At 59.3% G+C, this 22,027-nt stretch carries 27 protein-coding genes; 15 read left to right on the top strand and 12 right to left on the bottom strand.

Annotated features, from left to right (window positions below; translation table 11 throughout):
* Positions 1-1,122 (top strand): PIN domain-containing protein, encoded by a 1,122-nt coding sequence (locus IM816_RS10100; protein ID WP_250337979.1) that lies wholly within the window; start codon positions 1-3, stop codon positions 1,120-1,122.
* Positions 1,123-1,179: 57 nt separating this feature from the next.
* Complete coding sequence (locus IM816_RS10095; RefSeq protein WP_250337978.1) at positions 1,180-1,536, top strand: hypothetical protein; 357 nt, start codon at positions 1,180-1,182, stop codon at positions 1,534-1,536.
* Between the two features lie 23 nt (positions 1,537-1,559).
* Here IM816_RS10095 and IM816_RS10090 read toward each other — a convergent pair whose 3' ends face one another.
* A complete protein-coding gene (locus tag IM816_RS10090; RefSeq protein WP_250337977.1) occupies positions 1,560-1,784 on the bottom strand; it encodes a hypothetical protein in 225 nt (74 codons plus the stop codon).
* A complete protein-coding gene (locus IM816_RS10085; protein WP_250337976.1) occupies positions 1,742-1,966 on the bottom strand; it encodes a hypothetical protein in 225 nt (74 codons plus the stop codon). Before IM816_RS10085 ends, IM816_RS10090 begins: the two co-directional genes overlap by 43 nt.
* Positions 1,967-2,754: 788 nt before the next feature.
* Between IM816_RS10085 and IM816_RS10080 the strand changes: the two genes are divergently transcribed.
* The gene (locus IM816_RS10080) at positions 2,755-3,954 is read left to right on the top strand and encodes an alpha/beta hydrolase-fold protein (RefSeq protein WP_250337975.1); all 1,200 of its coding nucleotides are present in this window, start codon (positions 2,755-2,757) and stop codon (positions 3,952-3,954) included.
* Between the two features lie 177 nt (positions 3,955-4,131).
* Here IM816_RS10080 and IM816_RS10075 read toward each other — a convergent pair whose 3' ends face one another.
* Positions 4,132-4,665, bottom strand: a complete 534-nt coding sequence (locus IM816_RS10075; protein WP_250337974.1) for a P-loop nucleotide/nucleoside kinase family protein — start codon at positions 4,663-4,665, stop codon at positions 4,132-4,134.
* A gap of 249 nt (positions 4,666-4,914) precedes the next feature.
* Between IM816_RS10075 and IM816_RS10070 the strand changes: the two genes are divergently transcribed.
* Positions 4,915-5,262 (top strand): zinc ribbon domain-containing protein YjdM, encoded by a 348-nt coding sequence (locus IM816_RS10070; protein WP_256470154.1) that lies wholly within the window; start codon positions 4,915-4,917, stop codon positions 5,260-5,262.
* Positions 5,263-5,488: 226 nt separating this feature from the next.
* Here IM816_RS10070 and IM816_RS10065 read toward each other — a convergent pair whose 3' ends face one another.
* Positions 5,489-6,133 (bottom strand): TetR/AcrR family transcriptional regulator, encoded by a 645-nt coding sequence (locus IM816_RS10065; protein WP_250337973.1) that lies wholly within the window; start codon positions 6,131-6,133, stop codon positions 5,489-5,491.
* A 42-nt stretch (positions 6,134-6,175) separates the two neighbouring features.
* Between IM816_RS10065 and IM816_RS10060 the strand changes: the two genes are divergently transcribed.
* The 5 genes from IM816_RS10060 (at position 6,176) to IM816_RS10040 (ending at position 12,300) form a co-directional block, all read left to right on the top strand.
* A complete protein-coding gene (locus IM816_RS10060; protein WP_250337972.1) occupies positions 6,176-7,171 on the top strand; it encodes an alpha/beta hydrolase in 996 nt (331 codons plus the stop codon).
* A gap of 165 nt (positions 7,172-7,336) precedes the next feature.
* On the top strand, positions 7,337-8,140 hold the full coding sequence (locus IM816_RS10055; protein ID WP_250337971.1) for an SDR family oxidoreductase: 804 nt from the start codon (positions 7,337-7,339) through the stop codon (positions 8,138-8,140).
* A 154-nt stretch (positions 8,141-8,294) separates the two neighbouring features.
* Positions 8,295-9,128: a CPBP family intramembrane glutamic endopeptidase gene (locus tag IM816_RS10050; RefSeq protein ID WP_250337970.1), complete on the top strand. Its 834-nt coding sequence runs from the start codon at positions 8,295-8,297 to the stop codon at positions 9,126-9,128.
* Positions 9,129-9,201: 73 nt separating this feature from the next.
* The gene (locus IM816_RS10045) at positions 9,202-10,164 is read left to right on the top strand and encodes an alpha/beta hydrolase (RefSeq protein WP_250337969.1); all 963 of its coding nucleotides are present in this window, start codon (positions 9,202-9,204) and stop codon (positions 10,162-10,164) included.
* A 36-nt stretch (positions 10,165-10,200) separates the two neighbouring features.
* Entirely contained in the window at positions 10,201-12,300 is a 2,100-nt protein-coding gene (locus IM816_RS10040; RefSeq protein WP_250337968.1) for a carboxy terminal-processing peptidase, read from the top strand.
* Positions 12,301-12,411: 111 nt separating this feature from the next.
* Here the strand turns inward: IM816_RS10040 and IM816_RS10035 are convergent, their stop codons facing one another.
* Positions 12,412-12,798 carry a cupin domain-containing protein gene (locus IM816_RS10035; RefSeq protein ID WP_305884080.1) on the bottom strand — a complete coding sequence of 129 codons (387 nt, stop codon included), beginning with the start codon at positions 12,796-12,798 and terminating at the stop codon, positions 12,412-12,414.
* 232 nt (positions 12,799-13,030) lie between these two features.
* A complete protein-coding gene (locus tag IM816_RS10030; protein ID WP_250337966.1) occupies positions 13,031-13,174 on the bottom strand; it encodes a DUF2256 domain-containing protein in 144 nt (47 codons plus the stop codon).
* A gap of 212 nt (positions 13,175-13,386) precedes the next feature.
* Between IM816_RS10030 and IM816_RS10025 the strand changes: the two genes are divergently transcribed.
* Entirely contained in the window at positions 13,387-13,626 is a 240-nt protein-coding gene (locus IM816_RS10025) for a hypothetical protein (RefSeq protein WP_250337965.1), read from the top strand.
* 18 nt (positions 13,627-13,644) lie between these two features.
* Here IM816_RS10025 and IM816_RS10020 read toward each other — a convergent pair whose 3' ends face one another.
* Entirely contained in the window at positions 13,645-14,004 is a 360-nt protein-coding gene (locus tag IM816_RS10020) for a hypothetical protein (RefSeq protein ID WP_250337964.1), read from the bottom strand.
* A gap of 59 nt (positions 14,005-14,063) precedes the next feature.
* Positions 14,064-15,095, bottom strand: coding sequence for an NADP-dependent oxidoreductase (locus tag IM816_RS10015; RefSeq protein ID WP_250337963.1), 1,032 nt, complete (start codon positions 15,093-15,095; stop codon positions 14,064-14,066).
* A 100-nt stretch (positions 15,096-15,195) separates the two neighbouring features.
* Between IM816_RS10015 and IM816_RS10010 the strand changes: the two genes are divergently transcribed.
* Positions 15,196-16,128, top strand: coding sequence for a LysR family transcriptional regulator (locus IM816_RS10010; protein ID WP_072321118.1), 933 nt, complete (start codon positions 15,196-15,198; stop codon positions 16,126-16,128).
* Here IM816_RS10010 and IM816_RS10005 read toward each other — a convergent pair.
* A complete protein-coding gene (locus IM816_RS10005) occupies positions 16,121-16,486 on the bottom strand; it encodes a cupin domain-containing protein (protein ID WP_250337962.1) in 366 nt (121 codons plus the stop codon). The genes IM816_RS10010 and IM816_RS10005 overlap by 8 nt on opposite strands.
* A 93-nt stretch (positions 16,487-16,579) precedes the next feature.
* Positions 16,580-17,449, bottom strand: a complete 870-nt coding sequence (locus IM816_RS10000) for an SDR family oxidoreductase (RefSeq protein WP_250337961.1) — start codon at positions 17,447-17,449, stop codon at positions 16,580-16,582.
* Positions 17,450-17,550: 101 nt separating this feature from the next.
* On the opposite strand from IM816_RS10000, the gene IM816_RS09995 reads away from it, so the two are divergent.
* Positions 17,551-18,441, top strand: a complete 891-nt coding sequence (locus tag IM816_RS09995) for a LysR family transcriptional regulator (RefSeq protein WP_250337960.1) — start codon at positions 17,551-17,553, stop codon at positions 18,439-18,441.
* 33 nt (positions 18,442-18,474) lie between these two features.
* Here the strand turns inward: IM816_RS09995 and IM816_RS09990 are convergent, their stop codons facing one another.
* Positions 18,475-18,861 carry a nuclear transport factor 2 family protein gene (locus IM816_RS09990; protein ID WP_250337959.1) on the bottom strand — a complete coding sequence of 129 codons (387 nt, stop codon included), beginning with the start codon at positions 18,859-18,861 and terminating at the stop codon, positions 18,475-18,477.
* A 236-nt stretch (positions 18,862-19,097) separates the two neighbouring features.
* Between IM816_RS09990 and IM816_RS09985 the strand changes: the two genes are divergently transcribed.
* Positions 19,098-19,448: a DUF3147 family protein gene (locus tag IM816_RS09985; RefSeq protein WP_250337958.1), complete on the top strand. Its 351-nt coding sequence runs from the start codon at positions 19,098-19,100 to the stop codon at positions 19,446-19,448.
* Positions 19,449-19,475: 27 nt separating this feature from the next.
* Here IM816_RS09985 and IM816_RS09980 read toward each other — a convergent pair whose 3' ends face one another.
* Positions 19,476-20,189: a DUF4386 domain-containing protein gene (locus IM816_RS09980; RefSeq protein ID WP_250337957.1), complete on the bottom strand. Its 714-nt coding sequence runs from the start codon at positions 20,187-20,189 to the stop codon at positions 19,476-19,478.
* 211 nt (positions 20,190-20,400) lie between these two features.
* On the opposite strand from IM816_RS09980, the gene tehA reads away from it, so the two are divergent.
* Positions 20,401-21,369 carry a dicarboxylate transporter/tellurite-resistance protein TehA gene (gene tehA, locus IM816_RS09975; protein ID WP_250337956.1) on the top strand — a complete coding sequence of 323 codons (969 nt, stop codon included), beginning with the start codon at positions 20,401-20,403 and terminating at the stop codon, positions 21,367-21,369.
* Between the two features lie 176 nt (positions 21,370-21,545).
* A complete protein-coding gene (locus IM816_RS09970; protein ID WP_250337955.1) occupies positions 21,546-21,953 on the top strand; it encodes a DUF6326 family protein in 408 nt (135 codons plus the stop codon).
* The last annotated feature ends 74 nt before the right edge of the window (positions 21,954-22,027 follow it).

The following is a 22,027-nucleotide window of genomic DNA, read 5'->3' as shown; positions in this document are numbered from 1 at the left end:
ATGGCCATCATCGAAAGAGATGAGCTTCAATCAAAAATCCACAAGGGCGAGATAAAAGCCGTTTGTGTAGACACGAGTGTGTATGAAGCCCAGCATTTCGCGTTCCACAGAGGACTGCTAGGCGAAATGAAAAATCTCCCAGCGGCGGGGATTCAGGTGCTCTTGCCTGATGTAATCGAGCGAGAGATTTTGTCTCATATGAGTGAAAAACTTCCTGAAATACATTCAGCACTCCGCAAGGCTATGCGAGCTGCCGGCAATTTTGGACTGATCGCTGAGGACGCTGAGGCCAAGCTCCAAGTCCCCGAGCAAGACTTTAAGAAGTTGGCCAATGATCGTCTCCAACGACATGTAGATGACATCGATGCCTGCATCCTACCCGTAGGCGAGTATGCGGATACGAATCAAGTTTTCGATAGCTACTTCAAAGCTATTGCCCCATTTGAGTCTAAAAAGAAAAGTGAGTTTCCAGACGCATTTTCACTTAGCGCCATAGAACGCTGGGCTGAAAGTGAAGATACTCAGGTCGTTGTTATATCCAACGACGACGGATGGGCAAACTTTGCAAAAGATAATGAGCGCATTCATGCAGGCCCAAGGTTAGGTGATCTATTGGTGGCAATACAGATTGCTGATCCAATTCTTCTCAAGAAAGCCGTTGCTGCAATAAAGGGACCTGAGATCGACAGCATAAAGATTCGGTTGAATGAACGTATTAATAGCATGGCTATTAATGCCAATGTCGATAGCTATCATTACGCTGAGGCTGATGTACTCGACTCAAGGGTATTGGATGTTGACCTGGGCAGCCTTGATCCAGACGATCTAGAGATAGTCAGGAGCGACGGGCAAGAATTTGTTGTGCGGTGGATAGTTCACGTGCGCGTACGCTTTGAAGCAAGTGTGCAACTTAGCGTATACGATTCTATTGACAAAGATTATGTCCCGCTCAGCGTCGAGGACGTTTCAAGAGATGATGATCTTGAGCTTGAATCCCTGCTTAGCTTTTCGATAGAGAACGACGATGATGCAATTAATCTAGAATTTCAGGATATTGAGTTAACGGACAGCTATATTGATATTGATTTGGGGGAGGTGGAGATAAGTCATGACCAAGAATGATTTATGTATCCATCCACACATTAATTTAGGCGTCATTCTCTTTTACGAGGATTAAAAATGGCGATCACGGGTGTTACAGAGGATCAATACAAGCTTTTTGTATCTAGCGGAGGAAGCCTGACGTTTTATTTGGATGCGAAAGATATCGACTCTGGTGGTGGGTTTGAATCATCGCCGCTCATCAGTCCTTACCTGTCGTCAGGATTTGAGCTAGTTCCTACGCCAATTATTCATAACCCCAGTGAGCGCGGAACGTTGCTTCTCTATGGGGGCTCTTGGGAAAGAGTTATTGCGCACACCTATCTGAACAAGGGAAAGATTATCTACAAAAAACTTCCAGATGGGCGATACGAAGCCAAGGTAACTGTTCCGCTCAGCGCAAATGCGCAGAGTCAAACGAATACGCCTCCTTGATTTCCCCTCACCATCCCGGCGACTCACTTCCACTTCGTGGCCGCCTCAATGCGCAGCGGATGCAGGAAGGGCTCGTCGATCTTCCGACGCTCTTCCGGCAGCAGTAGGCCGTGCCGTTTGAGGTAGGCGCGCTGCGTCTCGAACTCGGGCGGGTTGTCGGGATCGCCGCACCATGCCGGGATGCCGTAGTGATGCGTGGCGCAGGTCAGATGTCCATCGGGACTTCCGGGTTCTTCGACATCCCACATTCCAGAATGATGTTTCCCTCGGCGAAGCGCTCGACATTGAAGCGTTTCACGCCCATAAGGATCAGGGTGAAGGGCGCGCCCTGATCCGCTCGCACAAACACCCTGACCTCATCACCCCTTGCGAGGAAGCCGTCGAGAAACCCATCGTGGAACGACGGGAGCACCGAATTGGGCTGGTTCATGGCGTTTTATTCACTTCATCTTGCGTCGGGGGCGGGGCCGGTCCACGGTCTAGATGGCCTGGCGTAGGGCGTTTGGGAGATGTTGGACGGTCGGTTGCAGGTCCGCATGCTCGATGGAAAGATGACGCGCACCGAACACGATGATCTTCAAAGGGTCCTCGGCCAGCAGCAGGAAAAATTTATGACACACTAGGACAACCGATGATCACTTTTGCCATCCTCGCCTTGTTGTCAATGTCGAACTACTATCCCAAGCCTTCGATTTCCGAACTCAAAACCGTCCCTGAAAACTACGACGGAGAGACGATCACGGTTACCGGTCGGATACTCATGAGGCCGTAGTCGCGCTACATCGTTTCCCAGAAGAAGGGGTATAGCTTATGGAAAAAGGGAGCCACATGTCTTTCTGTGATCAATGGCAGATCACTTGACGCGCGGGAGGATGAGTTCAATGGCAGGAAAGTACGTCTGACGGGCGTCTTTCGCGCTGACACGGACAAGGACAATGTGATCCGACTCGGGATGTGTAGTGATACGGCGCTCGATCTAGAAGACGCATCGATAGACGGCAAGATTGAAGTCATCAAGTAGGCGATTGGGGCGGTGCTCAATCATCACATTGAGTAACACAGTGGGGTTTTCTTTACTTTCCGGGAAATGGGTTTTCTGGAAAACATATTGGATGGGAGCGGATTACACTGATGATCACTGATCACGGATAGAACTGCTCGACTTCCCATCATTTACGATGGATGCTTCCTGAAGGTTGCACGAAAAGGAGAACCTCGATGGTGCAGTTCCCGTGGGGCAAGGCATGGCTTCGAGGTGTGCGTATCCTGGCGCCCATATTGGGACTGCTGATGGCGTTCTCTGCAGCAGCCGGCGACATCGTCATTGGAACCACCGCGACCTTTCATTCCGCCAAGCTAAATGAGGACCGCACCTATCAGGTGATGTTGCCTGCCTCTTACGAGAGATCCCCAAACCGGACTTACCCGGTGGTGTACGTTCTGGATGGTGAAACCCAGTTCCAACATACCGCTGCCGATGCGGCATTTCTTGCAGCCGATGGTCAAATCCCCGAAGTGATCGTCGTCGGTATCGTCAGCACCGTACGCATTCGCGACTTTACGCAGACGGATTGGGCGGAAGCTTGGGAAGGAGGCGGCGGCGCGTCGCGTTTTCGCTCTTTTCTGGCCGACGAGTTCCTTCCACACATTGCATCGACGTATCGCGTAAGCCCATATCGAGCCTTATCCGGACATTCCGCCGGTGGCCAGTTCGCACTTTATGTGCTGACAGAAGACCCTGCGCTTTTTCAAGGCATCATTGCCATCAGTCCGAGCCTGGATTGGGACCATCGCGTGCCACTGCGTACATTGCAGGAGTCGATACCAAAGCGTCGAGACATCAAGAATTTTGTCTACTTCGCCAGTTCTGATGATTCCGGTGATGCCTTGAAGGACGACCAGGCACTGGCTGCCATTCTCAAGGGGGCGGCAAGCAAAGGCATTCGCAGCATTTATCGTCCTTATCCGCAAGAAACCCATACGGGTATTGCGCTTCCCGCTCAGGCAGATGCCCTGCGACAGCTCTTTGCAGGCTATGCCGTTCCGGACGCTGTAGTGTCGAAAGGAGTCGCCGATGTCGAGGCGTATTACGCCAGGCTGTCTTCGACACTCGGCATGAAGATTTCCGTGCCTGCCTCGGTCCGCAATGCCCTCGCGTTCGACGCGCTGCACGCCGGTCGGAAGAAGGAGGCGTTTGTCATGCTCCACGCCGTCATTGCCGACGACCCGAACTCACCGGAGGCCTTTGATAGTTTGTCCGAGGCCTATCAGAGTGAGGATTCGTTGACGGAAGCGCTTGAAGCCTCGCGCCACGCCCGGTCGCTCGCTGACAAGTACGATCACGACAACGTTGACTACTATGACAGGCAGCTGGCGCGGGTACTGCGAAAGCAGAAGTCTGCAGTTGGAGGCAAATAGTGATGCATCACAGTAGTTCCCGCCTGTGGAGACGGATTTGAACCGCCGCCAATGATCCGCACCCCATGAGGATGTAAAGTCCGCCAACCATGAGGACGGATGCAAAGAAGAGTCGCATACTGCTCCGGGCTTCGGATCGAGGTTCCGCCTCGAAAACGAATTTTGGGAAGCGGGCTTTCAAGTGAAGGAACGCAGAATCTCCTGCGCGATGCTCTGAATGTTCGTTGGAACCCGCGTATCTACCGTGATCACGATCCCTAGCCCTACCGCCTGATCGTACTCGGCGAGCATCTCCGGCAGCATTTCTTTCAGTGGGTGAGCGGCATGATGGCCGCTGGCAGCGGCGCGATTACGGAAGCGACGGGCGGCTTCCATCTCGCCGCAGTCGCAATGTACCTCGATAATAGAGGCATCCAAGCCGGCGAGCCTGGATCGCTCATAGTCGCTACGGGGTCTAAAGTTGGCTTCTAGGACGGCCTGTGGCGCGTATCGCGCCAGTGCCCATATTAATTCCATCGACGCACCACCCATCTTCCGTGATGCCGCTAAGTCCCCACCCGCATCACCAAACACGTTGATCAAGGTCTCTTTAATGAGGTCTTTGGAGAAAAGGGGAAATCCAAGTCGTGCTGCAAGCGGAACTGCCAGGGTTGTTTTCCCAGCGCCGGGCGCACCGGACACAATCACAATCTTTCTGTCAGCAGCCGCCACGATGCACCCGTTTGGTGATTCTCGCTCCAGACGCTACACGATGCACGTCCGTTTCCACAAAGGAAGATGGAACGGGATGGCGGGGCAGGGTCAAAGGCATAAGGGGCTGAGCGTCGTTAGGAATCGTATAATAGGGGGCGCTACACGGGGGAAATCGCGTGAGTACGTCCACCCCGCCCATTGGTGCCTGCTCCCCTTAGGGCGGCCAGGTAGCCCAAACCAGCCTCTCCTAAAACAACAGAGAATGTCGTGAACACATCAACTCCCTCCGCGTGCCCGCAGTGCGGCATGCAGAACGTCTATCCCGATGGGGATCTGTACATCTGTGCCGATTGCGCGCACGAGTGGCCGCAGAAGCAGGCGGATGGCGCGGAGCACGCCGCCGTGACGCGAGACGTTCACGGGAACGTGCTCAGTAACGGCGATACGGTCGTGGTGATCAAGGATCTGAAGGTGAAGGGTTCTTCCATTCCCCTCAAGCAAGGCACCGTCATCCGTAACATCCGTTTGGTCGACGGGGACGCTGAACACATCGAAGGCAGTTCGGACAAGATCAAGGGTCTGGTGCTCAAGGTCTGCTTTCTGAAGAAGGCCTAGTCGCTGCCGTGCGAATCGGCTTTTACTCGTGAGGGCGCGAGGCCGATTCCATAATCCTAGAACGTCTTGCGTAGCCGAAAGCAGCGCCCCGAGCTTGTGCCGATGGCCACTGCGCATAGCAGTCGCATCCACGCCTTACATTCATCGCGCGAAGAAGTGATCCGCCCCCGTCAGCCTTAGCAGGGAGTGACTGACAACATCCGGGATGTGTCACTCTGATGTTCGCCTAGCGGGAAGACGTCGTCGCATCCCATGCCATCAGATAGGCAGTGACGGCTCGTGTAGCCTCACGACATACGGCAGGCGAAATCCGCTTTTCCAGCGCGTAGCCGTATTTCATGCAGGCGAGCCCTAGCTCAACCGCGATGGCCGCTGCGTCAGGTTTCCTCGGAAGTTGAGGGAGTTCTCCCAGGCTCTCAGCCTTTCGCCGCAGTTGGTCGGCGATCGTCTCGTTCTTTGCCGCATGCGCTGAATGATCTTCGTCGGTGAACGACCCGCGCAAAAGGAGGACGCAGGCCGCCGGATTGGCGTTGTAATACTTCGCGCTTGTCTTGATGACGATCTCCACCCATTCCTGCCAGGTGCGGGCACGCTCGGCCGACGAGCTCGCTAATTCGCCCCCCATTCGCTGCATATGGAGCTGGGCGAGGCGGGAAAAGATGGCGTATTTGTCTGGAAAGAAGGGGTAGATGGCTGCCCTCGGGACGTCGGCCACCTCGGCAACCGCTGGGATGGACATTTTTTCGGTGCCGACCTCCACCAGTAACCGTTCGGCCACCTCCAGCACTTTGGCAACCCTTGCCGCTGAGCGTTCCTGGACAGGAACGCGCGACTTCTGGCTCTTCGTGTCTGTTGACTTGATATCCGACATAAGTTAGTTTCAGTAAATCTTACAAAAGTTGGATTTAGCGTCGTGCGGCCGCCAGTTGATTCCTCGAACCGACACCGCGACACCCTTGCCGGCTATGCCGCGTGCCCGCACTGGCGGGATATCCAGGCATTCCTGCCAACCCCGTTTCAGCTGAGCGCAGGTCAGGAGCCGATGGAGGAGTGGTGGCCCTGGCGACAACATCACGTCCACCTCGACTGCTACCGGAACGCAACGGCACCCTTGAAGGTGATCCTGCTGCACGGTGTGGGGACCAATGGACGGCAGATGTCGACCATCCTGGGCGCTCCACTGGCGAAACGAGGTCTCGAAACCATCGCTATCGACATGCCTGGTTACGGGATGACGCGTGTTGGCTCGGGCAGCCCGATTCAGTATCAAGACTGGGTTGAGATTGCCAGTGACCTCGTGAATGTAGAGCTTACCCGTGATGACCGGCCCGTGGTGCTGTATGGCCTCAGCGCGGGCGGGATGGAGACCTATCACGTCGCGGCCTTGAACAGGCGGGTCAAGGGGATTGTCGGTATGACCTTCCTCGACCAGCGTGTGCCCCGAGTACGCGACGAGACGGCGAAGAATCTGCTGACGGCGCGGGTCGGCATCCCGTTCGTCCACGTTCTCGCCCGGACGCGCTTGGGAAATTTGAAATTTCCCATGGCGATGGCGGGGAAGATGTCGGCACTGGTCAACGATCGCGAAGCACTCCGGGTTTTACTCGCGGACAGGACCTCGGCGGGCGCGTGGGTGTCTCTCAAATTCCTTTCAACATACATGTCGTATGAGCCGGCGATAGAGTTGGAGGATTTCGACGTGTGCCCGATTCTACTTACCCAGCCGGCGGAAGATCGCTGGAGTCCGTGGGAGCTGAGCGAGCTCACTCTTCGGCGCATCGGGCGCGTTCCTGTCGAGGTTACGATTCTCGAAGGCGCTGGCCATTATCCCCTGGAAGAGCCCGGTCTCGGACAGATGGTCGATGCTGTGCACAAGTTCTGCATGAACCTGCTGGAAGTCCAGGTCTGAGATCAGCCCGAGCGGAGATCCGAAGCAGCCCGTTGTCGGGCTCCCGGGCGAGCTCCGCATCCGGCACGCCTTCTTTGATGGTTAGACATTTGGTGGAGAGTCGGCCAGACAGACGTCTACCGACTCATCCAGGCACAACGCGAACAGACGATACCTAGGAATTCCATGTCGAAGAAAATATTGATCACGGGCGCGGGTTCGGGATTTGGCGAGGCGGCGGCGCTAGGCCTTGCCCAGAACGGTCACGATGTCATAGCGACGGTGCAAATCTCGCCGCAGGTCACCCCGTTGCGGGAGAAGGCGAAGAGCCTGGGCCTGTCAAACCTCCGCGTGGAGAAGCTTGATCTTCTTGATCCTTATGATGTCGCCCATGCACAGACTTTTGATATCGATGTGCTTTGGAACAACGCAGGTATTGGTGAAGCCGGTCCGGTGTTTGAGACACCTCTGGATCTCATTCGGCTCAACTTTGAGGTGAACGTATTTCGCCCCCTTGGCCTCACGCAGGCGTTTGTCCGTCAGTGGATCAAGCAAGGCAAGCGAGCAAAAATTGTTTTCACCTCATCGATGAGCGGGCTTTTCTCTCCCGTGAACTGGGGGGTCTATGCGGCTACCAAGCACGCCCTTGAAGCCATTGCCGAGGGGCTTCATCAGGAATTGGCCGGTCATAACATCAAGGTCCAGACGATCAACCCTGGCGCCTATTTCACCGGCTTCAATGAGACCATGGCGGACACACCATTTCGCTGGCTCGACGAAGAGAAGAACATCACGCGGCGCGCCGATCTACGGGAGCAATTCGACGCGGCGCTGTCGTCTCCTTTCGGGCATATGGATGCCAAGGAAATGGTCGCGCGGATGATCGAGATTGTCCCGTCGGACACCGGTCACTTTCGCAATGTTGTGCCCGCCGCCGTCGAGGAGATGTTGCAGGCGGAGCAGCTGACGGCGTGGATCAGGCAAATCTAACTCAGATCCCCGTTTGCGATGCACACGCACATGTACATGCACGTGTATCCGGTGCCTGTATCCAACTGTGTTCCTCAGTGAATTAGTTATGCGGTTTGCACACCTCACACGCCGATTCGTGCCTTGTGCACTTGCACTGTGCGTTATCGCTGCCGTGCATCTCACTGAGCCGGCGGTCAATGGCTTCGTGCTCCGTATTTTCCATGTTGGCAGGGGCGTTGTTGAAACGGGGAAGGGTAAGGCGTTCGTTCTCCTTCCCTTCACCGCTTTTCTTGCCGCCCGCTGCGCGTGGTATCTATTGGGGCTGGCCGCGGTTCGACGATTGCTGGGTAACTGGCGGTCTTGGCGGGCGGAATGGCCGAGGGCCATCCGCTGGCTCTTTATCGGTCTGCTCACTGGCACGTGCGCGATGGGGTCCATCATCGTGACGCTGGCATTTTTTCGATGTGGATACATCGATTACGTTCAGTCGAGCACCGCATTTGCGCTACTTGTGGCGCTTGGCTGGGTCGGATGTTCAGTCGTCGGCGCGGCGGCCGAAGAGGTTCTCTATCGCGGAATGATTCTGTCGACACTCGAGCGTCTCGGTGGCAAGTCGTTTGCCATCGTGGGTTCTGCCGCAGCTTTCGCGCTGAGCCATCTTGGCAATCCTGGTGTCACCAAACTCTGGCTACTGAGGCTTTTCCTCCAGGGCATGTTGCTCGCATGGGCTGTGTTTCGAACCGGATCGCTCTGGTGGTCCATTGGGTATCACGCGGGATGGAACTTCGGCAGCGCACCTCTCTTTGGTGTGGCCGAGAGCGGATACGGTGTGCAAGGACATCTGTTCACGTTTGTTCCGGCCGGTCCGGATTGGTTGACCGGCGGTGAGGTGGGACCGGAGGGAAGTGTTCTTGCGTTCTTGGCCATGTTGGCAGCGGCGGTGGTGCTCACCAATCACGGCCGGCGAAATAATGATATGCAGCCGGTGTGCATCGAGCACTCCTGACATCGAGCCGCGCTGACGTTGCAGGCTCGCTGGCGTTGGCTCGGATATAGTTTCAGACCCTTTTGAGGTATTTATGAAACGTTACACGCTGGGCCTTGTAGCTCTACTGATCGCGGCTCCGTTGGAGTGCGTGTTGGCGTCGCCGGTCGCTGAACCGCCGGAACCGACCGACAAGGCGACGATCGATCACACCCGCAGCTTTGACTTCGTTTCGGCGGAAAATGGCGAGTCGTATCGCATCAAGGTCTACATTCCAGACGGCACCCCACCCGCGACCGGCTACCCGGCTATTTACGTTCTCGACGGAGGAAACCTCTTCGGCACCTTTGCCGGTGCCATCAGGAATCAAGGAGGAGCGCAGGAGCGCGCCCAGGCGGTGGTTGTTGGGATCGAGGACGGACCCGGAGACAACAGCGCGGATCGCACATTGGACTTCACGCCATCAGATCTTTCCGCCTACGAAAAGAAGGTGGTTGTTGACCTTGGACCCAATCCAAAGTTTGGTGGCTATGAGAAGTTCATGCAGACCATTCAGGATGAAATCAAGCCGAAGGTGAGGGCGATGGTGCATGTGGATGCCGCTCACGAAACGTTACTTGGATGGTCCCTCGGCGGCCAGGTCGCGGTGCACACCATGCTGGTCCATCCGGGCTACTTCACGTCCTATGTCGCACTGAGCCCATCGCTCTGGCGCAGTGATCGTGCCGTGTTCAAGGAAATCCCTGGATTTGAAAAAGCCATCACCGACGGCGCCAAGCCCGTGAGCCTTTTTCTAGGGGGCGGAGCTCTGGAGGAACAGGTGTCGTCGGGAATGACCCGTTGGCCCGTCGATCAATCCAAGCTTGCTGCCGAGATCAAGTATGTGCGTATGGTCGGCAATCTGCGCGACTTCGCTGCCGAGGTTCGGCCATTCTTTGATAAACACCATATGGCGTTCGAATCCAAGATTTTCGACGGTGAAACCCACAACACTGTGCCGTGGGCAGCTGTGAATCCGATTGTCACTTTCCTGCTTCCCTATGGGCATCCGAAATAGGGCGTCCGTTCCTTTCTTGCTGGTGTCCTATACATCATGTCGTTCCGCCATCCTTTGTATGTCCTGTTGTTCTTTGTCCTGCCGATCTCAGCGGCGCGGGCGTTTCCTGCGAGCAGCCCCATCCTGCTCATGCCCACGCCTTCCCAGGTGAGGTCCGGCCAGATGGTGATGACCTTCCTCCAGCGTTATCACCTCAATCCGCGCACTATGGATGCCGCTCTCTCGGCACAGGTGTTCGATGGGCTCATCGATGAGCTCGACCCGGAGCGCATCGTCTTCACGGATGAGGACATCGAGCATCTATCCACCGTTCGCAGTGACATCGGGCGGCATTTGTCAGAGGGCGACCTCGTGCCGTTGTTCGCACCGGTCAACGTCTATCTCAACCGGGTGGTTGAGAAAGCGGACTTCGATGCAGCAGCGCTCGACGTGAAGCAGGATTTCTCAACGCATGAGTCGTTTTCCGTAGATAGCAAGGGCGTCCCGAGGCCGAAATCGGCAACGGAGTTGCACACGCGATGGGCGCTGCGCGTCAAGGACGACTGGCTGCGGCTGAAACTCGCGGGTCGGGCCGACGCGGACATTCGAGAAACGCTACGCCACCGTTATCAGAACCTCGGGACACGAGCCCGGAACACCACGTCCGAGGATGCTTTCCAGATGTTGATGGAGGCATATGCCCAGGCCATGGACCCACACACCGATTATTTTTCACCGACAGCAGCGCGTCAGTTCGACACGGAGATGTCGCTGTCGCTCGAGGGCATCGGCGCCTACTTGCGCGAGCACGACGCTTACACGCAGGTCACGGAGCTCATTCCTGGTGGCCCTGCGTCGGCGTCAGGCCGGATAGGCGTAGGCGACCGCATTGCAGCTGTCGGGCAGGGGGCCAGCGGGCCAATGGTAGATGTGACGGGATGGCGCACAGACGAGGTGGTCACGCTCATTCGAGGCAAGAGCGGGTCAACAGTGCGTCTGGAAATACTGCCAGACGAAAGCAAGGGTGATGCCGCAGGTCGTCTTGTCACACTCGTTCGCAAACACGTCAGCATCGAGGATCAAGCGGTCCAGGCCAGTGTCATCAACATTGGCTCGCCCGCTGCACCGCACCGGATCGGCGTGCTATCGGTGCCGTCCTTCTACGAAGATTTCGAGGCGAAGAAGAGAGGAGGAAGCTACCGGAGCGTGAGTAAGGACGTTGCTGCGCACATTCAGGATTTCCGAGACCAGAACGTCGCTGGGATCGTCCTTGACCTGCGGGACAACGGAGGCGGCTCCCTCTCGGAAGCGGTCGCTCTGGGCGGCGTTTTCTGCGGGCCGGGCCCCGTGGTTCAGGTCAAGGACGCAAAGGGCGCGCCTGACGTTCAACAGGCGGACGGCGCGGCCGCATGGACCGGTCCTTTGGTCGTGATGGTAAACCGTGCCTCAGCCTCGGCGTCGGAGATCTTGGCTGCCGACCTTCAGGACCGTGGCCGCGCCATCGTGGTGGGGGAGCGGACCTTCGGCAAGGGAACGGTCCAGACGCTGGTCGACCTCGACAGCATCGGCCATGCCGATGGTCTGGGCGAACTGAAAATGACCATCGCCCAGTTCTACCGCATCAATGGAACGACCACACAACTCTCAGGCGTGACCCCGGATATCGTCTTCCCGCAGACCTATTCGGAACGGGATTTTGGCGAGTCGACCTACAAGAATGCGCTACCTCAGTCGAGCATCGCGGCCACTGCATTCGACAAGGATCCGCGTCTTGCAACTATCCGGGCCGTGCTGATGAAGGAGCATGACGCCCGGGTCGGTGATGACGCAGCGTGGAAGCTTGCCGTCGAGCGGCTTGAGGCTTACCGGCAGATCTCCGAGAGGCCGACGGTGTCATTGAACCTTGCGGAGCGGAAAGCGACACGGGAGGCGGACGTGCGCAAGATGGAAGGTCTCCGTCGCCGCGCGCAAGCGCTTGCCGGATCGAGCGACAAGGACGACGCGATGGCGGCGGCTGATGACGGCTTGACCGCGCTTGAGCGGCCCGTCGGTCCGATTCGTACCAGGGCCGAGCGGCATGATGATCCATTCCTTCATGAGGCGGCGGCCATCGCCGAGGATGAGGCGGCGCTGCTTGCAGCTCTTGCGACGGGCTAAGCGTCCCTCGAAGACGGCACGGGCCGCTAAGCGTGCGATCGGGGGAGCCATAAGCTTCGGACGCCATGCCAGCCGAACCGAGCATCAAAGGGCGGTAACGCAATAATCGACCTATCCGTACGGCCGTCCGTCCTTGTGCTCAAACTGCCATCCCGAGGCTGTTCGTACAGCTTTGATATCGTCGTTTGGATAGGACACGCTATCGCCCGGCCGTCGATCGCCTACTTCAAGATAAATCGCTTCGGTGTCGGACCGATTGACTAAGTGATGTGCTGTACCGTTACTCGGAAAGCCGGAACACGATCCTGCGTGGAGCGTGGTCTCTCCTGCGTCATGCACGAGTGTCAGTTCGCCGGTCAATACAAAGACGAACTCGTCCTGCACCGAATGGCGATGGTGCAACGCGGAGATCGCACCTGGCGGTAACGTTACGTGGTTCACACCGAAACCCTGGAGGCCGAAAAGATCGCCCAGGGGGCGCTTGATTCGCCCAGCCATCATCGAAGCGTAAGGCTCGGGATAGTTGCTCGGGGTTAGTCGGGGTGGCGCCTCGGGGGCAAACACAGCGACGGGGGACGTGGGTGGCGATAGATCCGACATAGCGACTCCATACAAGCACTGACTACGATGGAATGACCCAGGTGAATCATGCAGGCGCTCTACTCCAGCACCTACGTTACGATAGCTTGGTAGTGGAATCGATGCGCTATCGGAGCGAGGCCGGTGGCGATCAGGGCGATGTATATTTTGCGCTTCTACAGCGGTCCGAGCAGTAACGTACGTTGTCCCAGTCACGCGCCCACTTACGGCGCCATACGAAGGGCCGGCCGCACCCAGCGCAGACCTTCTGGGGCAGGTCGGATTTCTTCTTCATGCGGGGCATGTCGTGTCCCAGATGGCCATCGGGCATCGGCCGACTTTATCCTGCAATTGCATCGGCAAGCCGGCGAGATTTTGGCATACGTGGTCAGCGTGCGCTCCATGCGCCGTGCCCTAGATGACTTAGCCCGAGACCGCCCGGAAAGGCCAACGAACGTCGGATGCCGTCTAATATTGGCATTCACCGCCAACAGAGGGAACCTGTTCATGACCGCTTCCAACTACCACGTACTTCGTCTGGTGCTGATCTTCATCCTGGCGGCTTCATCCATCGCCAATTGGCGGATCTATTCTCGATATGCAAGAGCACATCTGCCGGAGACGTCTGCGTGGGCCATGATCAAGCGGTTGCGCGGGGAGGGGAATCCCGATGGCACCCGGATGATGCTGGGGTCGATCGCGGCCATGTTGGCTGGGATCGGCTTGGTGGTGCTTAACGTTCGGTAGTCCCCGATCTAAGGAGACCTACGCAGTCCGATCCACGAGCGGATCATGTATTGCCGTGAACCAATCCGGTATTCGCGACAGGTCGCCCTCCATGGCGATCTGGCCTGTCTGTTTCGCTCGATCGAGCGCTGCGCCATACGCCGGATCATCCGTGTAAAGCAGATTGAGTTCGCGGGCGACGGCGGCGCTCACCTCGATCACCACGTCAGCATGTTCGTCTGTGTGTACCCCAATCCGGTACGACGGCAACCCGTTGACGATGTCGAATCGGATGCCTTGACCGCGTCCGTTCGGCAGTGTGGCGCCATCGGTGTATCGCTCCACGAGCGACCAGTTCTCATCCGGGGCGAGGCCGGCGCGTAACGCGGCCTCGCACATTAGCGTTCCCAGCATGTCGAACCATGCTGCGGAGCCTTGGGGAAGTTTTCCTGACGTGCTCATGACTCACCGTCTTCCGCGACCGTCAGCACGATCTTGCCTCGTATATGTCCTGTGGCGGCACGCTCATGGGCTTTCCGCGCATCGGCGAGTGGGAATTCGCTGTCGATGGCGACGCGGATCGTGCCGTTGCTAAGCAAAGGTGCGATTTCGGCGAGTTGGGCTCCGTTCGAGCGGACCTGTGTCGCCGACACCGTGACGCCGAGACGCTCGGCTTCTTCGCCTCCATCAAAGCCCAAGGGGAAGACCGGGAAGAGGGCACCGCCACGCTTCAACGTGTGCAGGAAGCGGCCGGTCGTGGGGCCACCGACGGCATCGACGACGAGATCGATATCGCGTACCACGTCTTCGGGCTTGGTCGTGCCGTAGTCGATGAATTCATCGGCACCCAGGTCACGCAGGAAGGTTTCGTTGCTGCCGGAGGCGACAGCGATCACGCGGGCACCGCGCCACTTGGCGAGTTGCACCACGAAATGGCCGACGCCGCCCGCCGCGCCATTGACGAGCACGGTCTTGCCTGCAAGCGGCACGGGCACGTGGGTGTGCGGTTGAAGCGGATTCGGTTCGGTGTGGCCGAGATCGATAAGGAACTGCCATGCCGTCAGCAGAGACATCGGTGCCGCCGCTGCGTGCACATGATCGATGCCTGACGGCTTCAGGGAGAGTTGCGTCGCGGGCACCGTTACATACTCGGCGTAGGCGCTGCTTTCGCCTGCGAGGCCCCCGGGGAAACGGACCATGGCATAGACCTCGTCTCCGACCGCAAAGCTCTGCACGTCTTCGGCCACGGCCTCTACGACACCTGAGATGTCGGTACCCGGGATGATCGGGAAGGCGACCTTGGGCTGCCATTCGGGCGGCAGCATTTTATAGCCCTCGCGCAGGTACCAGTCGGGCGGGTTGATGCCCACGGCATGCACTCGGACCAGAACCTCGCCGGCCTTTATTTGCGGCTTAGGGGCGTTCTCATAAACCAGCACTTCCGGGCCGCCAAACGCATGCAGGCGAACCGCTTTCATTACGTTGCTCATGTCTCTGTCTCCATGGCGCGCGAGGGCGCGTTGTCATGGAGAAAGGGTATGTCCGTGCCATCCAGCTGATAATGGGGCTCCAGTACGCTTTAATAGTGCCATGAAGGAACAAATCGCCCTGGAACGACTGACCGGCCTGATCGCGTTCGCGCGGGCAGGGTCATTGGGCAGCTTCACGGCGGCGGCCCGCTCGCTCGGGATTTCGCCTTCGGCAGTCAGCAAGAGCGTGCAACGCCTGGAGCAGCAGCTCGGCGTGTCCCTGCTCACCCGGACCACCCGGTCGCTCACCTTGACCGCGGAGGGCATGGAGCTGCACGAGCGGGCCCTGAAACTGCTGCGCGATGCGGAGGAGATCGACCAGGCAGCGAAAGCCGCTCGCGGCGAACCGACCGGTACTTTGCGCATTGCGGCCTCGCTGCCGATCGGGATCCATCTGATCGGACCTGCCTTGCCGGCTTTCAGGGAACGCTACCCCCAGGTGTCGATCGATCTCCGGCTCGACGACCGGTTGGTCGATGTCGTAGAGCAGGGCATCGATATTGCTGTGCGTATCGGCGAACTCGCGGATTCGCGCCTCATAGCGCGCAGGCTCGGTCCGTTGCGGCTAGGCGCTTATGCATCGCCAGCGTATCTCGCCAAGTACGGCACGCCCGAGCATCCCGACGATCTGGCGGAACATGAAACGGTCAACTTCCGATATCAGAGCAGCGGTCAGATTTTCCGCTGGCCGTTTCGGATAGGAGGACGCGAAACAGACATCGTGCCTGCGTCGCACATCGTCGTCGATGCGAGCGAGGCTGTCGTCGCCACGTTGGCCGCAGGGGGCGGCATTGGCATCAGTGCGTCCCTCATCGCCGCGCCCTACGTGGCACGCGGCGAGCTGGTGCCGATATTGCAAAGCTTCGCCGTGGAGCGTGACACCATCAACGCCGTATGGCCGTCGAGCCGCCGCAACAATCCTGCGGTGAAAGCGTTTCTAGAGCATCTGCGTGACGTCGCCGAGCGCGTCATCGCAGGGAGTGCTGTCAGCTGAGTTGCTCTTCCAGGCTGCGGGTGCGATCCGTCACTTCCGCTCCCGTGTGCAAGGTGGACGCCGGTTCGATCAACAACACCCAGCATTCCTCGTCCGCGACGGGATTGTGCCGGACGCCTTTCGGCACGGTGAGGAACGCGCCTTGCCGAAGCACCGTGACACTGTCTTCGAACTCCATGCGAAGCTCGCCCTTCACGATGTAGAACAACTCGTCTTCGCTGTCGTGCGCGTGCCAGACCAGCTCGCCCTTGAGCTTGGCGACCTTGAGCAGTTGGTCATTGACCTTGCCGACGACCTTCGGCGACCAATAATCAGTCACGCGATCGAATGCGGCTTCGAGATCGTTGGCAGGAAACATGGCTGAACCCTCTCCGAAAGGCGACATTGTCCACTTGTCTTTCTTGGCTTGTCGACGACCACCCCATGAGCGAGGCGGTCGCCTGAAAAGCACTCAATCAGCACGCACGATCTCGGCGGCGAAATCGCGATAGTTGTGCAGCGGGCGGCCGAGGATCTTGACCAACCGTTCCACGTCGCCGGCTTCCGGGATCATGCCGTCGCTGACATAGCGCTCAGCCATCAAGCGCATCTCGTAGGCCGTCCATTTCGGCAGGAAGCTCGCCACGGTCTGTTCGAAGCCGCTGGGATCGTCGCCGCCGTAGACGATCGTGCGGTCGAGCAGGTCCGTCCAGATCGTGGCGACTTCGGTGCCGATCAGGGTGTCCGGGCCCACGAGGTTGATCGTTTCGATCGGCAGCTTGCCCGGTGCCTGATCACGACGGATCAGTTCGATCGCGGCCACCTCGGCGATGTCGCGCGTATCGACCATGGCGACGCCCTTGCTTCCGATCGGCATCGGGTACACGCCGTGGCCCAGGATCGCGTCCTTGACCATCAGTTCGTTGTCGATGAAGTAGCTCGCGCGCAGGATGGTTGCGCTGAAGCCCATCTGCTCCAGCATGCGCTCGGCACCCGCCTTCACAGCGAAGTGCGGCACGTTGACGAAGCGATCGGCGTGAATCACCGAGAGGTACACCACGCGTTCCACGCCGGCCTCGCGGGCGAGGTTGAGGGTGATGATCGCCTGGGTGAATTCATCGCCCGTCACGGCATTGAGCAAGAAGAGGGTGCGTATGCCCTGGAAGGCGCTGCGCACGGCATCGATGTCGAGCAGGTCGCCCTGGGCGACTTCGACACCGGCCGGTACGTTGGCCTTGGCCGGGTCGCGGGTCAGCACGCGCACCTTGGCGCCGCGCTGGACGAGCTGGTCGACGACGTGGCGGCCGACGCGGCCGGTGGCACCAGTTACGAGGATAGTCATGGCATGTCTCCGGGTTGGGTTGCGAACAGCCCCTATGCTATTGATCCAATTTCGTGTGCATAGCCGTTAGAATTGGACGCGTCGTCTCATGGGTGGAACACATGGATCTGCTCGCACTGGCCGATTTCACCCTGGTGGCCCGTCACGGCGGGTTCGGCAAGGCGGCCCGGGAGGCCGGTCGCCCGAAGGCCACGCTGTCCCGGCGCGTCGCCGAGCTGGAGTCCAGCCTCGATCTGCGCTTGTTCGAACGAGGGGCGCGGTCACTCAAGCTCACGGAAGAGGGGCGCGCCTTGTTCGAACGCGCGGGCATGCTCTTGCTTGAACTGGAGGAGACGGCGGCAGCGATTGCGTCGGGCGGTCAGACCGTCCGTGGGCGTTTACGGATCAGCGCACCGCTGCTGTTTTCGCAGACGGCCATGGGAAAGCTCGCGGCGGAGTTTGCGCTTCGCTATCCCGATGTGCGGCTCGAAATCACGGCGGACGATCGCGCCGTGGACATGGTGGAAGAAGCCTACGACCTGGTCATCCGGGTCAACCCGGAACCCGACGCCACGCTTGTCGGGCGGATCTTTCTTCGGGATCGACTGGTCGTCGTGGCAAGCCCCGATCTCGTACGTCCTGCGGATGGCTCGCCGGTACCCGCGGTCACGCGCGGGGCGATGCAGCCGGCGCAAACCTGGAACGTGACGATGTCGTCGGGCCCATCGACCCTCACCGTCGCCCCGGTGCTCAGCATGTCGTCCTTGGTGATGGTGCGCGACGCGGTTCGCGCGGGCGTCGGCGCAGCGCGCCTGCCACTGTCACTCGTCAGCCACGATCTCGCAGCCGGCACACTGGTTCATTGGGGCGACGTCGAAGGGCCGGAGATCGCTTTGTGGGCGCTGTACCCCACACGACGATTGCTGAGCGCTCGCGTGTCGGCGTTCCTGGAGCATCTTCGAAGCGCTTTTCCACGCGGCACGCCCGATGAACTCGCTGCCTATATGCGTTGACCCGGCTTTCGGGTCATGCGGCGCGACGGGGGCTTACGCCGTCGGCGGCGGATCGAGAAGCACCCAGAGCCGGGCAATCCTGCCACCCTCGAATTCGGCCGCATCGGCCCCGGTGACGGCGATCGGGCCACCTTGTGGGCCGGCATGCCAACGCAGAACGGCGAGACCGTGATGCCCAACGGCGGAGCCCTCAGGGACGAAGGTGAAGGTTGGGCCGAACTGCTCTAGCAACTTGCCCGCAACCGCGCCGATGGCGTCCCGCCCGCGGACGACAGCATCCGGTTCGAACATGACCGGATCGTCGACGTAAAGCTCCGCCAGCGCGGTAGCGCGACGCTCAGCATCCCGTTCGTTGAACACCCGCTCCAGGTTGGAACGGAGCAGGCGGTCGTAGTTGAGGTCCGCTTCGGTCGTTGCCATGGAGGGTGCCTTGGGGATGGTGTTCCGGACCATAACCCACCCTCGCGTGGCGGGCCTTGTAGGTGCTTGCGATCCGTCGTCGATTGGGCACTATGCCGGATCGGCGCGGCAGCTCTGGGGCCGATTTCGATGCCGTTTGCGTGAGCACGGCGATGTCGGGTCTAAAAACGTCGTGTGACTCGGCATTCTCCCGACCGTGTTTTCCACTAACCCTCATTCACTCGTCGGACCATCCCATGCCTTGGATCATCACCAAATACGCCATCACCGCAGCAGTGGTCGTGCTGGTCTCGGAAGTCGCCAAGCGGAGCGATCGCCTGGGCGCGCTGATTGCGTCGCTGCCGATGGTGACCCTGCTCGCATTGACGTGGCTCCACATCGAAAAGCAACCCACGGAGAAGATCGCCAACCACGCCTGGTATACGTTTTGGTACGTGGTGCCGACGCTGCCGATGTTCCTGCTGTTCCCCTGGTTGCTCAACCGCTTTGGCTTTTGGCCTTCGCTGGGCTTGAGCGCCGTGGTCACCATCGTCTGCTTCGTGCTGTTCGCCTGGATGGTGCGGCCTTGGGGGATCCGACTGCTTTGATCTGCCTTGCCGCCGTAGGGGCCATGCTCATGCCACGCGGGCGTGGTCTATGGAGGCAACGCTGCTGCGCTTCGCACCAACGGCCAGCAGCCAGAAGCACGTGCCCAGCTCGCCAAGCGCAGCGGGTAAGGTGGCGTAGTCGGCGAGCGCCGAACGGCCATAGTCGGACCACAGGAGTTGCCCGAACACGTCGATGACATAGCCGAGGCTCCCCAGCATCAGCAGATAGCCCAGCAGTCGTGGAATCATCCGCGACACGACGATGAGATAACCGAGCGGCGCGAGCCACAGTCCCCAAAACAGGCTGGCGATGAGCAAGGCGTGGTCCCAATGATGCAATGCCGTCTGCGCCAGGGTGCGGCTTTCTGCGCTTGTAACCTCGGACAGCAGGTTTGTATCGGTAAGCCAGCCGATCGCGTCAAGGCGATCGGCGGCGGCAACGAGAGACACCGGCACGCTCGCCAGCGCCAGGACGACCATCAGGGCGGCATGCCATGGCCCGGCGTGACACAGCCATCGGTAGAACATGATCGGCAGCACGCAAAAGGCAGCTTGCTCGACGATAAACGCTGCGGTGCCTGCGTTGTAAAGTGCGGGGTGTGCCAATAGCCGTCCTAGTCGGTCAGACGGAGTACCGTCTCCCGCCAGCGTAGCCGGGACGTACATCAGGCTGAACAAGCCGGTCGCCACAACGATCAGATAGATCGCTCCGGTTAGTCGGCCGAGCTGCTTCTCGTCCATGCACGTATCCTTCGGTGCGACTCTCGATGCTCGCGAGTATGCGAAAGGCTTCGTTTGCGGGACCGTGCCGAAAGTATCGTGCCGCGCCTTTGCCGAGAGAATGCGCGTTTTCGGACATGGCGGGTTATCGATGCCTCACCACCGGGTTCTTCAAGACAGCATCCGCAGCGCATCGCACAGTGCCGGCGTCCTTGTCCTCCTCGGCCATTCAATGCCCTTCTATCGCTCCATCCCCGCGTCGTTCTTCGGCATGGTCCTCGGCCTCGTTGGGCTGGGCGGTAATTGGCGCCTGGCGACGCGCCTCTGGGGCATGTCGCCCGTGATCGGCGAGACCATCATGGCCGTGGCGTTCGTGGTGTGGCTGTTGGTAAGTGCGTCTTACACGTTGAAGTGGTGTCTTCATCGCGACGCAGCGGTCGAGGAGGCGACGCATCCCGTGCAGTGCTGCTTCATCGGCTTGGCGCCCGCGACAACGGCACTGATGGCGGTGGTGCTCGCACCGCATTCGCATGGCCTCGCGATGGTCGCGCTGGTGGTCGGCGGGGTAGGCCACGTGCTCTTCAGCATCTGGCGGTTGGGCGGCATGTTGCAGGGCGGTCGCGAGGTGACGACGGTGACACCGGTGATCTACCTGCCTTCGGTCGCCGGGAATTTCATCACGGCCATTGCGGCAGGCACCTTGGGTTATCCATCGTGGGGTGTGCTGTTCTTTGGCGCGGGAGTGTTTGCCTGGCTTGCGTTGGAATCGGTGATCGTCAATCGCTTGTTCCATGCGCAGCCGCTTCCGTTGCCGCTCCGACCGACCTTGGGCATCCAACTCGCTCCGCCTGTGGTGGCTGTCGCGGCGTGGCTCGCCAATACCAGCGGCGAGCCGGCGCTGCTGGTGCAGGCCACCTGGGGGTACGGCATGTTCCAGTTCCTGTTGTTGGCGCGGCTGATCCCGTGGATCGCCGAGCAGCCTTTCAGCCCTGCGTACTGGGCGTTTACCTTCGGTGTGACGGCGCTCTCGGGCACGGCCCTCACCATGACCTCGCGCGGCCTTACCGGCGCCATTCCGCAGCTTGCGCCCGTGCTTTTCGTGGTGACGAACCTCGTGCTGGCCGCGATCATCGTCGGAACGGTAATCCGCGCCTTTCAAGGCAAGCTTTTTCCTGCCGCGGTGATTCGCCCCGCACCCTGATCGGGCGTTTCCTTGCGAACTCGGCTTCCTCGCGCGGCCCTTGCGGCGTGCTCGCGCGACACGGCGTGCGAGCGTTGGTGCATGATGTCGAAAATCCGAAAGGGAGAGCCAGGTCCGAGTCGTTCTTCCTTCGCCATCGTACAGTGACGTTTCCGAAGAGAGGATGTGGCCGAACTATGCTCGAAGACATCAAGGTACCCGTGAGGTTGCGCCTGGCCGGTCTCTGGACATCGTTGATGTTCTGCTATGTCTACGGTGATTACTTCGGACTTTTCGTCCCGGACCACCTGCGCAACATGCTTGCTGGAAACTTCGGGCCGATGGGGCCGACCACGAATGCCCTGCTCGTTGGCGTGAGCGTGATGATGGCCATCCCCGCACTGATGGTGTTTGGCTCCATGGCGCTTCCCGCCGCGTGGTGCCGCTGGGGGAATTTCATCCTCGGCGTAATCTATGCGGGCATCATCGTGATGACCCTCCCGGGCGCGGCGCCTTTCTACGTTATGTTTGGCGTGATCGAGATTGCGCTCAGCCTCTTCACCATCGTGACGGCCTGGCGCTGGCCGCGGCTAAAGCAGGCGTAACGGTCGATCTTCACGTTTCGTTGTTCAAGTCCCTTTACCTTCGGCCGATAGGATAGCGAGCTGCGAGGGAAGTC

It is taken from the genome of Luteibacter flocculans, from assembly GCF_023612255.1.
Classification (GTDB): domain Bacteria; phylum Pseudomonadota; class Gammaproteobacteria; order Xanthomonadales; family Rhodanobacteraceae; genus Luteibacter; species Luteibacter flocculans.
The sequence above is the reverse complement of the archived record's forward strand: the minus strand, read 5'-3'. Positions and strand labels throughout refer to the sequence as shown.

Excerpts from the sequence above, each read along its gene's own strand:
- IM816_RS10015 (WP_250337963.1), bottom strand. The coding sequence starts at position 15,095 with ATGAGCAACGTAATGAAAGCGGTTCGCCTGCATGCGTTTGGCGGCCCG.
- IM816_RS10085 (WP_250337976.1), bottom strand. The coding sequence starts at position 1,966 with ATGAACCAGCCCAATTCGGTGCTCCCGTCGTTCCACGATGGGTTTCTC.
- tehA (WP_250337956.1), top strand. The coding sequence starts at position 20,401 with ATGCCCTTCTATCGCTCCATCCCCGCGTCGTTCTTCGGCATGGTCCTC.
- IM816_RS10000 (WP_250337961.1), bottom strand. The coding sequence starts at position 17,449 with ATGACTATCCTCGTAACTGGTGCCACCGGCCGCGTCGGCCGCCACGTC.
- IM816_RS10100 (WP_250337979.1), top strand. The coding sequence starts at position 1 with ATGGCCATCATCGAAAGAGATGAGCTTCAATCAAAAATCCACAAGGGC.
- IM816_RS10030 (WP_250337966.1), bottom strand. The coding sequence starts at position 13,174 with ATGAAGAAGAAATCCGACCTGCCCCAGAAGGTCTGCGCTGGGTGCGGC.
- IM816_RS10005 (WP_250337962.1), bottom strand. The coding sequence starts at position 16,486 with ATGTTTCCTGCCAACGATCTCGAAGCCGCATTCGATCGCGTGACTGAT.
- IM816_RS10065 (WP_250337973.1), bottom strand. The coding sequence starts at position 6,133 with ATGTCGGATATCAAGTCAACAGACACGAAGAGCCAGAAGTCGCGCGTT.
- IM816_RS10095 (WP_250337978.1), top strand. The coding sequence starts at position 1,180 with ATGGCGATCACGGGTGTTACAGAGGATCAATACAAGCTTTTTGTATCT.
- IM816_RS09990 (WP_250337959.1), bottom strand. The coding sequence starts at position 18,861 with ATGGCAACGACCGAAGCGGACCTCAACTACGACCGCCTGCTCCGTTCC.
- IM816_RS10080 (WP_250337975.1), top strand. The coding sequence starts at position 2,755 with ATGGTGCAGTTCCCGTGGGGCAAGGCATGGCTTCGAGGTGTGCGTATC.
- IM816_RS10010 (WP_072321118.1), top strand. The coding sequence starts at position 15,196 with ATGAAGGAACAAATCGCCCTGGAACGACTGACCGGCCTGATCGCGTTC.
- IM816_RS10035 (WP_305884080.1), bottom strand. The coding sequence starts at position 12,798 with ATGGCTGGGCGAATCAAGCGCCCCCTGGGCGATCTTTTCGGCCTCCAG.
- IM816_RS10045 (WP_250337969.1), top strand. The coding sequence starts at position 9,202 with ATGAAACGTTACACGCTGGGCCTTGTAGCTCTACTGATCGCGGCTCCG.
- IM816_RS09970 (WP_250337955.1), top strand. The coding sequence starts at position 21,546 with ATGCTCGAAGACATCAAGGTACCCGTGAGGTTGCGCCTGGCCGGTCTC.
- IM816_RS09980 (WP_250337957.1), bottom strand. The coding sequence starts at position 20,189 with ATGGACGAGAAGCAGCTCGGCCGACTAACCGGAGCGATCTATCTGATC.
- IM816_RS10055 (WP_250337971.1), top strand. The coding sequence starts at position 7,337 with ATGTCGAAGAAAATATTGATCACGGGCGCGGGTTCGGGATTTGGCGAG.
- IM816_RS09995 (WP_250337960.1), top strand. The coding sequence starts at position 17,551 with ATGGATCTGCTCGCACTGGCCGATTTCACCCTGGTGGCCCGTCACGGC.
- IM816_RS10040 (WP_250337968.1), top strand. The coding sequence starts at position 10,201 with ATGTCGTTCCGCCATCCTTTGTATGTCCTGTTGTTCTTTGTCCTGCCG.
- IM816_RS10025 (WP_250337965.1), top strand. The coding sequence starts at position 13,387 with ATGACCGCTTCCAACTACCACGTACTTCGTCTGGTGCTGATCTTCATC.
- IM816_RS10020 (WP_250337964.1), bottom strand. The coding sequence starts at position 14,004 with ATGTGCGAGGCCGCGTTACGCGCCGGCCTCGCCCCGGATGAGAACTGG.
- IM816_RS09985 (WP_250337958.1), top strand. The coding sequence starts at position 19,098 with ATGCCTTGGATCATCACCAAATACGCCATCACCGCAGCAGTGGTCGTG.
- IM816_RS10090 (WP_250337977.1), bottom strand. The coding sequence starts at position 1,784 with ATGTGGGATGTCGAAGAACCCGGAAGTCCCGATGGACATCTGACCTGC.